At 63.4% G+C, this 12,502-nt stretch carries 11 protein-coding genes, 1 tRNA gene and 1 pseudogene; 3 read left to right on the forward strand and 10 right to left on the reverse strand.

The genetic code is table 11. The annotated features are described in order from the left end of the window. Positions 1–358 (forward strand): annotated as a pseudogene (locus VJR68_RS13325) (hypothetical protein); the annotation flags it as partial. An 82-nt stretch (positions 359–440) separates the two neighbouring features. Here the strand turns inward: VJR68_RS13325 and VJR68_RS13330 are convergent. From VJR68_RS13330 to VJR68_RS13345, 4 genes are all read right to left on the reverse strand, one after another. After that, positions 441–1,829 (reverse strand): short-chain fatty acid transporter, encoded by a 1,389-nt coding sequence (locus tag VJR68_RS13330; RefSeq protein ID WP_324148373.1) that lies wholly within the window; start codon positions 1,827–1,829, stop codon positions 441–443. Between the two features lie 110 nt (positions 1,830–1,939). Further along, positions 1,940–2,854, reverse strand: a complete 915-nt coding sequence (yedA, locus tag VJR68_RS13335) for a drug/metabolite exporter YedA (RefSeq protein WP_414647786.1) — start codon at positions 2,852–2,854, stop codon at positions 1,940–1,942. Positions 2,855–3,073: 219 nt separating this feature from the next. Then, entirely contained in the window at positions 3,074–3,934 is an 861-nt protein-coding gene (locus VJR68_RS13340; protein ID WP_324148359.1) for a methylated-DNA--[protein]-cysteine S-methyltransferase, read from the reverse strand. 70 nt (positions 3,935–4,004) lie between these two features. Then, a complete protein-coding gene (locus VJR68_RS13345; RefSeq protein WP_324148361.1) occupies positions 4,005–4,280 on the reverse strand; it encodes a hypothetical protein in 276 nt (91 codons plus the stop codon). A 76-nt stretch (positions 4,281–4,356) separates the two neighbouring features. Here VJR68_RS13345 and VJR68_RS13350 point away from each other — a divergent pair, with 76 nt between their 5' ends. Then, a complete protein-coding gene (locus VJR68_RS13350; RefSeq protein WP_414647787.1) occupies positions 4,357–4,701 on the forward strand; it encodes a Rieske (2Fe-2S) protein in 345 nt (114 codons plus the stop codon). 67 nt (positions 4,702–4,768) lie between these two features. Here the strand turns inward: VJR68_RS13350 and VJR68_RS13355 are convergent, their stop codons facing one another. The 6 genes from VJR68_RS13355 to VJR68_RS13380 form a co-directional block, all read right to left on the reverse strand. After that, entirely contained in the window at positions 4,769–6,052 is a 1,284-nt protein-coding gene (locus tag VJR68_RS13355) for a nucleotide sugar dehydrogenase (RefSeq protein WP_324148363.1), read from the reverse strand. Positions 6,053–6,168: 116 nt separating this feature from the next. Continuing rightward, entirely contained in the window at positions 6,169–7,986 is a 1,818-nt protein-coding gene (locus tag VJR68_RS13360; RefSeq protein ID WP_324148378.1) for an SLC13 family permease, read from the reverse strand. 240 nt (positions 7,987–8,226) lie between these two features. Continuing rightward, entirely contained in the window at positions 8,227–8,931 is a 705-nt protein-coding gene (gene trmB, locus VJR68_RS13365; protein WP_324148365.1) for a tRNA (guanosine(46)-N7)-methyltransferase TrmB, read from the reverse strand. A gap of 28 nt (positions 8,932–8,959) precedes the next feature. After that, positions 8,960–9,760 (reverse strand): thiazole synthase, encoded by an 801-nt coding sequence (locus tag VJR68_RS13370; protein WP_324148367.1) that lies wholly within the window; start codon positions 9,758–9,760, stop codon positions 8,960–8,962. Between the two features lie 22 nt (positions 9,761–9,782). Beyond that, complete coding sequence (gene thiS, locus VJR68_RS13375) at positions 9,783–9,983, reverse strand: sulfur carrier protein ThiS (RefSeq protein ID WP_324148369.1); 201 nt, start codon at positions 9,981–9,983, stop codon at positions 9,783–9,785. An 86-nt stretch (positions 9,984–10,069) separates the two neighbouring features. Then, positions 10,070–12,187, reverse strand: a complete 2,118-nt coding sequence (locus VJR68_RS13380) for a DUF6600 domain-containing protein (RefSeq protein WP_324148371.1) — start codon at positions 12,185–12,187, stop codon at positions 10,070–10,072. Positions 12,188–12,424: 237 nt separating this feature from the next. On the opposite strand from VJR68_RS13380, the gene VJR68_RS13385 reads away from it, so the two are divergent. Next, positions 12,425–12,498, forward strand: a tRNA-Gly gene (locus VJR68_RS13385). The last annotated feature ends 4 nt before the right edge of the window (positions 12,499–12,502 follow it).

A 12,502-nucleotide genomic window follows, 5' to 3' on the forward strand; every position in this document is an offset into this window, starting at 1 on the left:
GTATGCGCTGCCGGGTTTCGAATGGCCGCGCGAAGAACCGCTGCGCATTGCGTCGCTGGCCGCGCCATGCACGATTCGCGCGCGGGCACTGAAAACCTTGGACGATGCCGGCCTGCCGTGGACCGAGGTGTTCGTCGGCGGCGGCTTGCCGGCCGTCGTCGCCGCTGCAGCTGCCGGACTCGCCGTGGCGCCGTTGCCGCAGCGTGTATGCGCGCCCACCTTGGTGGACGTGAGCGAGCGTCTAGGTTTGCCGCGCCTGCCGTTGACCGAAGTGATGCTGCATCACCGCGTCACCGACCCACGCATGCGCGGCGCTGTGCGGATCCTCGCCGCGGCATTACGAGCAAGCGCCGGTTAAACACGATACGTAGGCTGGGATGAAATCCCAGCATCGAAGACCATCAAGCTGGGATTCCATCCCAGCCTGCGCGGTGCTTTTTTCAAGGCATTACCGGCGGCACGTATGGCAAGGTAAGCCCCAGCAACCAGAGCAGACCAAGCACCAGCGGTACGTGCACCAGCAATTGCATGAAGGTAAAGCCAACCACATCACGCGCCTTCAATCCCAGCACGCCAAGCAGCGGCAGCATCCAGAACGGATTGATCAGGTTCGGCAATGCTTCCGCGGCGTTGTACACCTGCACAGCCCAACCCAGGTGAACGTGCAAATCGTTCGCCGCCTGCATCACGTAGGGCGCTTCGATCAGCCATTTACCGCCACCGGATGGCACGAAGAAACCGAGCACGGACGAATACGCGCCCATCACCAGCGGAAACGTATCGGTGGAAGCGACGTGCACAAACAAGCCCGATAGCCGATGCGCAAGTGTCTGGCCGTCTGCGCCAGCGGCATGCGTCAGCAGTGCAGCAATGCCGCCGTAGAGCGGAAACTGGATCAGCACGCCGGCCGTGCTTGGCACCGCACGCGTCACTGCATTGAGAAAACTGCGTGGCCGCCAGTGCAGCAACAAGCCGATCGTCAGGAACAGGAAGTTGTAGGTATTGAGATTGGCGATCGCGGTGACAACCGCTTTGCTGGTGAATTCATAAGCGAGCCAACCCAGGCCGAGCACGCCGATCAGGATCGACAGCAGCGGGCTGTATTCCAGCCATTCGCCGGGACGACTGCGTGACGGCAGTTCGGGTATGGCGGTGTCCAGCCCACCGAAATCCTGCGCGGTGCGCGCCTGCGAATCAGAGGGCGCGGTCAGCCAGCAGATCGCCAGCGATACGATGATCAACATGGCCGTAAGCACGACCGACTGCCACAAGAAAATCGTCTGGCTGAAAGGCAATACACCCGTAATGGTGAGCAGCCCCGCCGGCATGCTCTTGGGATTGGCCTGCAACTGCGCTGCCGACGAAGAAAGTCCCATCGCCCACACCGCGCCCAGCCCAAGATAGGCGGCCGCGCCGGCAGCGCGATAGTCCATGCGCAAGGCTTCGCGCCGCGCCAACGCGCGCACCAGCAAACCGCCGAACACCAGCGAAAAGCCCCACGACAGCAACGACGCGAGCATGCTGATCAAGCCGACGAAGCAGATGGCGCTGCGCCCGGTGCGAGGCACGCGCGCCAACACATCGATAAAGCGCGCGACGATCGGCGCACTGGCCACCACGTAACCGCCGATCACCACAAAGGCCATTTGCATGGTGAACGGGATCAGGCTCCAGAAGCCATCGCCGAATGCATTGACCGTGATTGCCGGCGTGGCACCGAACGCCAACACCGCAATGGCCACGACGATCACGCCCAGTGCCGCGAACACCCACGCATCAGGAAACCAGCGTTCCGCCCACGCCGCGCTGCGCAAGGCAGCGCGTGCCATCCAGCCATCGGTTGCGTTGCCCATGCGCGCATGCCTCCTTCAGCGATGCGGCTATGGTGATGGCGTAGCGAGCATCGCGGCAAGAGGTTGGCAACGATGGCGCGTGGCAATCAGTGCGCGCGGCGCAGCTTCGCCAACGTGATGATGCCCACGCCGAACAGGATCACCGCCATGCCGGCCAGGTCGTAAGGACCGACGTTCTCGCCAAGCAGCAACACGCCAAACAACACGGCTACCGGCGGGTTGACGTAGGCATAGCTGGTCGCGAAAGCAGGGCGTGCGTGTTTCAGCACATACAGGTAGGCACTGAACGCCACCAGCGAGCCGAACACCACCAGATAACCAGCCGCCAGCGTGGCGTGCGGCGCAGGGTGTGCCGGCAGCTTCTCCCCAGTGAGACATCCCACCGCGAGCAAGGCCACGCTTCCGCACAGCATTTGCGCAGCGGTGTTCATCATCCCTTGCGGCATGTCCTGATGCTTGCTCCACACCGAGCCAAATGCCCATGCGATGGACGCCACAAGCAGCGCCGCGGCGCCGATGTGCGAGCCGGACAACGCACTGCCCAGATTCAGCACGATCACGCCGAGAAAACCAATGAGCAGCCCGATCGTTTCATTGCGCGTCGGCCAATCTTTGTACAAGCCGGCAAAGATCGCCGCGAACAACGGCATGCTCGCCACCGTCACCGCTGAGATGCCCGAACTCACGCTCTCTTCGGCGTAGCACACCAGGCCATTGCCGAAGCCCAGCAACAGCACACCGGTGATGGCTGCATTTCGCCATTGGCGTGCGCTGGGCAGGGCCGCGCCTCGCAAGCGCAAATAGCCGAACAGCAGCGACCCTGCGATGGCAAAGCGCAAGCCAGCCAGCAGAAAAGGTGGATAGCTTTCCAGCGCAATGCGTATACCGAGGTAGGTGGAACCCCAGACGATGTACAGCGCAAACATCGCCAGCGGTACCCATTTGCCGGCACGGCTCTGGTCGCTTGCCAAAGCAAGCGTGTTGTCAGCGGAATCGTTCATGGGTGTCGGTGGGAGAGGGCGTAGCTAACGATACCTGCCCGGCACGCTTTGCAGAAGCGATGGCCATGCAAGGCGGTCTTGATGGTGAATCAAGATGAGTGCATCGGCTCGCTCGCCACGCACCTCAACTGTAGGTTGGGGTGCGAACCCCAACATGGCCATGCATGCGGGCATCACGATGTTTGGGGTTCGCGTTCTGCTCCCCCCAACCTACGCAACCTACGCGTGTTGAGGTGCGGCTTCCTGTTCCAGCAACATGCGCTTGCGCTCCACGCCCCAGCGCCAGCCGCCGAGCGAACCATCCTCGCGCACGATGCGGTGGCAGGGCACGATCAACGCCAGCCGATTGTTGCCGCATGCCTGCCCGATGGCGCGCGCCGCACCGGGCTTGCCGAGTTCCGCCGCCAGTTCGCCATAACTCTTGGTGACGCCGGCAGGAATGCGCGTAAGCGCTTCCCATACGCGCCACTGGAAGGCGGTGGCGGCGACGTCGAGCGGCGGCATGTCGGGCGCTTCGCGATCGCTCCAGCCCAATTGCGTGGCGATGCGTGCGATCACGGCGTCCAGCCATTCCTCGCGGCCGTTATCGACACGCTCGCGGCTGGCCTTGGGAAATTCATCCGCCAGCCGCTGCTCCAGTTCTTGGTCGCTGGCCCCCAGCGTGACCGAGCAAATGCCTTTGGCTGTGGTCGCGACCAGCAACTGCCCCAGCGGCGTGCTGGTAGTCGTGTAGCGAATATTCGCGCCTGCGCCGCCCGCGCGATAACTGGCCGGCGTCATGCCGAGCAGGCGGTTGGTGTGTTCGTAGACGCGGCTGCCGGAACCAAAGCCGGCGTCGTAGACCGCATCGGTCACGGCAGCACCCTTGCGCAAGGCCGTCTTGAATTGGCCAAAGCGGCGGGCGCGGTGATATTCGGCCGGGCTCATGCCATAGCGGCGGCGAAATGCCCGCTGCAAATGGCTGGGGCTGAGCTTGGCGGCATCCGCCAATGCGGTGAGCGAAGGGGCTTCCGCCGCACGCTCGATCAACGCGCGGACGTGTTCCAGCGGAGCTTCAAGGGTGGCGAGGGAGTTGCGCATGGCAGTATCCAGAAAGGAACGTTGCCGTCAGCTTAGGCGCGCTACCCGCTGGCAGCTATCCGGATTTTGCTCAGTGGTGGGTGACCGGCCGCGAGCTGTGAATGACCACATACTCGCCTTCCAGTACTTCCGGCTGACGGGCTTTCCGGCCGGCGCCAGGCATCGCGGCGCGGCTGCGCTTCCACTGCCGCCACACCAGCCACAGCGCGCCACCCACGGTCAGCACGCCGGCCACGACCAGGCCGAACACCATCAGCACGCCGACCACAATCAAGCCGAGCACCACGGACAGCGCCTGGGCGAGCGGGTGACGACGACGGTTCAGGAGCGGAAAGACGACGCGCATGTTAAAAATCCGTGTGGTAAAATCAATGACTTACGTGCGTAACGATGAGGCCATAGGGCCTATAAGGCAAGTGCCGATGGAAACGACAACCCCAGCTCGCCGCCTTGGTCGGCTGCACGATATGCCCGACGGCGAGGCGGTGGCGCTGGACGTGCCGCTGCCGGATGGCGAGGAAAGCGTGATCCTGTTGCGGCGTGGCGAACACGTAAGCGCGTGGTTGAACATTTGTCCCCACGCCGGCCGCCGCCTGGACTGGGCGCCAGGCAAGTTTCTGCTGTCGAAAGGCATGCTGGTGTGCGCGGCGCACGGCGCCTGCTTTGGGGTGGATACCGGCGAATGCGTAAGTGGCCCGTGCAAGGGAGAAAGCTTGCGGGCGATAGCCGTGCGGGTGGAGCAGGGCGAGGTGTTATTGGACGCGTAGGCTGGGATGAAATCCCAGCATCGCCATGCATGGTCATGCTGGGATTTCATCCCAGCCTACAAAGGCGTTATAGGCGTGCATCGACCAGCGCTTTGGGTAGCACGCCTTTGATGTCGTACACCACGCCATTGGGCATCGTCAGCGCACGCACATCGTAGGCACCGCCTGCCTTGAATTGCTGGTGTGCCACGGCCAGCACCACGGCGGCGTAGGTTCCTGTCGCATCCACTTCCGGCAGCAAGCGCACGCCGTAATGTTTGTGCGCTTCCTCCGCATCTGCCCATGGATCATGCACGTCGACAGCGGCACCGAAGCTTTCCAGTTCGCGCACCAGGTCGACCACACGCGTGTTGCGCAGGTCCGGGCAGTTTTCCTTGAAGGTAAGGCCCAACACCAGCACACGGCTGCCGCGAATCGCGTGACCTTGGCCCACCATCAGTTTGACCACTTCCGCTGCTATGTGCTGGCCCATGGCGTCGTTGATGCGGCGGCAGGCAAGCAGGATGTCGGGGTAGTAGCCGGTCGATTGGGCTTTTTGAATCAGGTAATACGGATCGACACCAATGCAGTGACCGCCGACCAATCCCGGCTGAAACGGCAGGAAATTCCATTTGGTGCGTGCGGCATCGAGCACGTCCTGGGTGTCGATCCCCAAACGGTGAAAAATCAGCGCGAATTCGTTGATCAACGCGATATTGGCGTCGCGCTGCGTGTTCTCGATCACCTTGGCCGCTTCCGCCACTTTCAAGCTTGGCGCTTTGTGCGTGCCGGCGGTGATGATGCGTGCATACAGCGCATCGACGAAGTCAGCCGTTTCCGGTGTGGAGCCGGAGGTGATCTTCGGAATCGTGGTGAGACGGCGCAGCTTGTCGCCGGGATTGATGCGCTCGGGACTGTAGCCCACGGTGAAATCGATGTTGAAGCGCAGTCCGGAAGCGCGCTCCAATTCAGGCACGCAGATTTCTTCCGTGGCACCCGGGTAAACGGTGGATTCGTAGATCACCACGTCGCCCGGCTTCAGCACGCTGCCGATCATCTGGCTGGCGCGAACCAGTGGCGTGAAGTCGGGACGCTTATGTTCGTCCACCGGCGTCGGTACGGTGATGATGAATACGTTGCAAGCGCGCAAAGCACCCACGTCCGTGCTGAAGCGCAGCCTGGTTGCGGTGGCGAGTTCCTCTGCCGAGGTTTCTTGGTTGCCATCCGAACCTCGCCGCAACGCATCCACGCGCGCGGCGTCGATGTCGTAACCGAGCGTGTCGAATAGCCGTCCAAATTCCACCGCGAGCGGAAGGCCGACATAGCCCAGTCCAATCACGGCAAGTCGAGGGTTGCTTGGGTGTGTCGTCACGGAGGTCCAGCCGGTGTGCACGTTGATTGACGATCGTGTTCGGTTGCCGTCATGCCCGCGAAAGCGCAAGTGCATCGCACACAGGAAACATTTTCCAGAATACCGGCAAGGCGGTACTACCGATATATGAGATTGATTGCCACCAGCGTGATCACCAGCACGATAAACGTCAACGGCACGCCGGCGCGCAGGAAATCCCGGCCGCTGTAGTCACCGGGGCCGGTGACCATCATCAACGCAGGGTGGCCGGAGCTGAGCAGGAACGTGTTCGATGAGGACACCGCGACAATCAATGCATACGCCGAAGGATTGCCACCCGTCGCCACCGCCACGCTGATCGCCACGGGCACCATCATCACCGTGGCGCCCACGTTCGACATCACCTGCGAGAACAACAAGGTGAGCAGCGCCAAGGACAGCTGCAGAATCCACGGCGACGCATGGCCAAGATGCAGCAGCACTTCCTGCGCCACCCATGCGGCGGTACCGGTGGAATCCATCGACCAGCCCAGGGGAATCAGACAGGCGGTGACAAAGATGGTTTTCCAGTTCACCGCCTTGTAGGCCTCGTCCATGTTCAACACGCCGGAGAGCAGCATGCCGATCGCGCCGGTCATCATCGCGATGGAGAGGTCGAGGTTGGTGAACAGCGCCAGGCCCTTCGCCAGCAGAAAGAAACCGACGGCCTGCCAGATCTTGTTGGGCCGCTGTTCTTCGCGCGGGATGTCGGTGACGACGACGAGGTCCTTGTCTTCGGAGACCTCCTGCAGCGCTTTCCAGCTGGAATGCAGCACCAGCGTATCGCCGGTGCGCAGGCTCACCGCGCGCAGATCGTCGCGGTAGACCTGATCGCCGCGCGTGACCGCCAACACGGAAATGCCGTAACGCTTGCGCAGGCGCAGTTCGCCGACCGATTGCTTGAGGAAGCGCGAGCTGGGCGGAATCACCGCCTCGGAAATGCCGGCGCGGGTAGGATTGAACAGTTCGCCCAACTGGCGCATGCGCGGCGACACGCGGCATAGCTGGTTATTGGCGAAGCGGTTCAATTCATCGCGCGGCCCCAGCACACCCAACACGGAACCGACCCAGATCACCTGGTCGGCCGGGGGCGCCATGCGTGCGTCATTGCCGCTCTTGATCGCCAGGATCAGCGGCGCGCCATGCAGTTGTTCCACCTCGCCGATGCTCATGCCGACCAGCGGGCTTTCCGCCGTGACCGTCAGCTCCGCGGTCTCGCCGACGATGCCATAGGTTTCGGCAAAGTAGCTTTCGGTACGTCCGGGCGTCACTTTCTGCCGCTCGTCTTCGCGATTCGGCAGCAGCTTGTTGGTGTAGAGATAGAAGAACACGACGCCCGCCACAGCGAGCGCCAAGCCCACCGGCGTCACGCTGAAAAGCCCGAACTTCGGCACCGTCTGCGCGCCGGGCGGCAGGTTGGCGTTGGCGCTGGCGATCAGGTCGTTGAGCACGATCAGCGGCGAGTTCGCGATCAGCGTGGTGTTGGTGGCGGTGAGAATGCAGAACGCCATCGGCAGCAGCAGACGCGAGATCGGCACGCCGGTGCGCGCGGACAGGCGGCTGGTGACAGGAATCATCAAGGCGGCCAGCGCCTGGCTGGGAATCACCGCACTGAACAGGCTGGTCACGGAGTTGATGACTAGGCCGAGCCGCGATTCCTTGCCACGCGCCATGCGCATCACAAACTGCGCGGTGAGGCCAAGCACACCGGCGCGGTCGAGTCCGGCGCCCATGATCATGATCGCGATGATGGCGATCACAGCGTTACCGGCGAAGCCGTTGAAGACGCGATCGGAAGGAATAAGGCCGGTGAGGCCGATCACCACTACCACCAGCAGCGCCACCATGTCGGCGCGGATCCATTCCAGCACCAGCATCAGCATGGTGAAGCACACCAGCCCCAGCACCAGGATCATTTCGGGGGTAAGGGTCAGCGCCACTGTGGAACGTCCCTATCGGGCGCTTGGAAGGCTTGGATGCGATGGGGCAACAGTGGCTTCACGCGATGACTCGTCCCTGTTTAGCGCGGAAGTATAAGTCTGCTTATGTGTTTGCTGGTGAATCGTTGCCACATTGTGGGCACGTAGGTTGGGGTGCGAACCCCAACATCGCCATGCGTATACATAGGGGTGTTGGGGTTCGCACTCCAACCCACGTCAGCGTCGGCGGTAGAGCAGATCCCACACGCCATGTCCCAGCTTCAGGCCGCGCCGCTCGAAGTGCGTTTCGATGCGCCATGCGGGCTTCTCGGCAAACTGGCCAGGCCCGGCGTCGTTGCGCCAATCCGGCGCGGCTTCCATCACTTCCATCATGTGCTGCGCATAAGGCTCCCAATCGGTCGCCAGATGCAGCAGCCCGCCTGGCGCCACGCGCGTGGCAAGCAGGGCCACGAATTCGGGCTGTACGATGCGCCGCTTGTTGTGGCGCTTCTTGTGCCAGGGATCGGGAAACCAGATCCGCACTTCGGCCAGCGTGCCGGGAGCGATCTCGTGCTCCAGCACTTCCACCGCATCGTGCTTGTAGAGGTGGACATTGCTGGCATCGCGTGCGGCGAGGGCATTCATCAGCCGGCCGACGCCAGGCCCATGCACTTCCACGCCAAGGTAGTCACGCGCCAGATCGTGCTCGCTCGCCCAGGCCAGGGCTTCGCCATTGCCGAAGCCGATTTCCAGCACACGCGGGGCGTGGCGGCCGAATCGTGCATCGAAGTCCTGCGCGGTGCCGGTGTAGTCGATGCCGAAGCGGGCCCAGTGCGTTTCGAAGGCGCGCTGCTGGGCGGGCGTCATGCGGCCTTCGCGCAGGACGAAGCTGCGGATGCGGCGCAGGTGGCTGGCGGTTTCTTGGTCGGATTGATCGGTCATCGGCAAATCTGGCGTGAGGCGGAGCGCTTCAACCAATCGTTCCATCAATCGGGCTGGATGCCGATGCAAACCGCTTGCGCGGAATGCGCCCTGCGCGGAACGCCGCGCGCCCGGCCTCGATCGCCAGCTTCATCGCATGCGCCATCAGCACCGGATCTTTCGCGCCGGCGATGGCAGTGTTCATTAGCACCCCGTCGCAACCCAGTTCCATCGCAATGGCCGCATCGGAGGCCGTGCCCACGCCGGCGTCGACGATGATCGGAACCTTCGCGTTCTCGATGATTTCCAGCAGGTTGTACTTGTTCTGGATGCCCAGGCCCGAGCCGATTGGCGCGGCCAGCGGCATCACGGCGACGCAGCCGATCTGTTCCAGTTTCTTGGCCAGGATCGGATCGTCGCTGGTGTAGACCATCACGTCGAAACCATCGGCCACCAGCTGCTCGGCGGCCTTGAGGGTTTCCACCACGTCGGGAAACAGCGTGCGCTCATCGCCCAGCACTTCCAGCTTGACCAGGTTATGGCCATCCAGCAGCTCGCGTGCCAGGCGGCAGGTGCGCACGGCATCCACGGCGTTGTAGCAGCCGGCGGTGTTGGGCAGCAGGGTGAATTCGCCGGGCGGCAGGGCGTCGAGCAGGTTCGGGGCGTTGGGGTCCTGGCCCAGGTTCACGCGGCGGATCGCGGCGGTAACGATCTCGGCACCGGCGGCCTGGGTGGCGCGGCGGGTTTCGTCCAGATCCTTGTATTTGCCGGTGCCGGTGAGCAGGCGCGAGCGATAGGTCTTGCCGGCGATGACCAGGGTGTCAGTGGTGTCGTGAGTCTTGATGTTCATGCGTGGACCGCTGGGGGCGAACTCAGCCGCCGCCGATGGCGTGGACGATTTCCACCTTGTCGCCGTTGCGCAAGGCATAGGCGTCATGTTGGCTGCGCGGCACGATCTCGTGATTCACCTCCACGGCCACGCGCCGGCCGACATAACCGGCCTCGTGTAGAAGTTGGGTGACGGAGAGGTTGTCGCCGCAGTTGTGCGGGTGGCCGTTGAGGGTGATCTGCATCCGGGCATTGTAGCGCCGGACCTGGGCGTTATCCCGTTGGGCCGGACGAGTACGCCGCGAAACTGCGCGGCGTACCCGTTGAATGACTAGTGCTGGTTGTCGTTTCGGCCTGGTGGCGGCGCATGGGCAGGATGCGGCGCATTTTGCGGATGAGGCTGCTCAGCGGGCCGTGCCATTTCCGGGCGCGCGTATTGCGGCGGCGGCTGATAGCGATATTGCTGCGGCACGTAGGAAGGATTGGGCTGCACTTCGCGCGGCGCCTGCTGCTGCGGCACGTATTGATGCGCACGCTGCGCGGCATCGAAGCGCTCTTGCTCCATCTGTCGCTGGCGTTCTTGCTGTTGCTGGATGGACGGTTGCTCCGGTGCATAACGCGGCGCCTGTTGTACTTCCGGCCGCTGCGGCCCGTAGTGCGGTGCTTGCTGCACGACGGGTTGCTGCGGTTCATAGCGCGGTGCCGGTCGTTCCTGCGTTTGCTCCGGCGCATAACGCGGCGCTTGCGGCACGTGCTGAACCTGCTGGGCCGGCGCGAAGTGCGGAACTTGCGGCAGTGCCGGTTCGGCCGGGCGTGGCGCGGCTTGCGGTTGCACCGGTTCGGATGGGCGCGGTGCGGCTTGCGGTTGTGCCGGTGCGCCGTAGCGCGGGAAGGTTTGTCCCGAGACGACGCGAGGTGCGTTTTGCGGCTGCACGTTCAAGACACGCACGTTGGAGCGTGGTGACGCGTGGATTTCTCCTGCCGGCGCAACGTTCGCGGCGGGCGCACGCACCGCCACTACCGGTCGATTGAAGCCTGCCGCCGGCAAAGGCCGCGGGTTTGCAGCACGTGGCTGACCGAAGCTGGCCGACGAAGGGCGCTGCACTGGCGCGGCTGACATTACCGGGGCGTGCGCAAACTGCTGCGGGTCCATGCGCACCTGATCGGCGCGCACGTTTCGCGCACTGGCAAACGCTTGGGCGGAGACCGCCGTAAAGGCGTGCGGTACATCGCGGTTGGCGTAGTTCACGCCGGTGACCGGACGGCCCTCGCGATAGAAGCCGTATTGGTTGTGGATGTTGTTGATCACCGTTTCCCGGTTGATGGTGCGGCTGATCCGGATGTTGGTGAGGTTGACGTTGGTGTAGTAGTTGCGCGACGCGCGGTACCACGGGTTGTATACCTCGTGCGGACCGAGCGGGAACCAGCCCACCGGACCGCCGCGGCCGATGCCGACGAAGGCAACCAATGCAGGCGCATACACCGGCCGCACGCGTGGCGGACACGGGACCCAGCCCCAGCGGCGGTGCAGATAGACCCAGCGGCCGTAGTGGTAAGGCGCGAAACCCCAGGGCATGGCATCCACCCAGGTCCAGCCCCACGGGCCGATCCATACCCAATGGCCAGCGCTGTAAGGCGCCCAGCCGGCTTGCACGGTGGTGGGGTACCACACGGCGCCATAGTCTTCGTCCTGCTGCCAATCGCCGTATTGGTTCAGATCCTGCGAGCCGACGACGTCGGGCGACACGTACTGCGTGCTGTTGCTGCTGGCGTATTGCGCGTCGCGGTCATTGCTCCAGGCGTCGAATTCATCGCGGCCCTGGATGTCGCTGACCGTCATGTCATTCAACGTGGAATCGCCGAACTGGTAGCTGCGTCCACTGAACACTTCGCGCTGCGCGTTGTTTTCGCCGTAGACGATGCCGCCGCCGTCGAACACGGTCACCGTGCTGCCGTTGCCATTGGCGCCGACGTCGACGCGGAACGTGCCGGGCTGGTTGATCACCAGGGCCATGGTCGGCGTATCGATTTCGTAGCTGGCGCCTTGATCAACGCTGCGCACGGTGATGCTGAGCGTGCCCTGCGTCAGTTCGAACTGGCCGATCTGATCGTTGAGATTGAGCACGCCCAGATCGGTCTGATTGCTGATGCGCAAGGCCGCGCCACCCAGTTCTAATTCGGCACGTGCGTCGGGGCCGCTGGATAGCTTGTCGCCGTTGGTCAACGGGCGGTTCACATCGGCAGCCGCCCATTCGGTACTGCCTGCGGGCATCAGGCCGAGGTCGCCGGAAACGTAGGAAAGCCGGGCCGCACGTGCCGGCGGGTCGGTAGCGTCGGCTTGGCCGTCGTCGGTCTGGGCGAAGGCCAGGCCTGTGCATAGCAGCAGCAAAATGGCCAGCAAAGCGCGCCGCCCGCGCGCCTGTGCCACAACACCTTTGAGCCCACGCATAAATCACTCCATGTTGGTGCACGCGAAAACGGTCGCGCCCGGACAACCCATCCCTGTATGTGCAGATCATCTTGCGCAGGGATTATGAGCGGCGGCTTAGGAAAGCGATGGCCGTTGCCGGCGGTTTAACGAAAGCTCCCTCATCGCCGGTCGATCGCAACTTTGCATGGGTATAAAAAAGCGGGACGAGTCCAGGATTCCCAAAGCCGCATCCGCCGGTTACCATCGCCCGGCATTGCGGGTGTAGCTCAATGGTAGAGCTGTAGCTTCCCAAGCTACTGACGAGGGTTCGATTCCCTTCACCCGCTCCATTTT

This window comes from Dyella sp. (assembly GCF_035277725.1).
In the GTDB taxonomy this organism is placed as follows: domain Bacteria; phylum Pseudomonadota; class Gammaproteobacteria; order Xanthomonadales; family Rhodanobacteraceae; genus Dyella_B.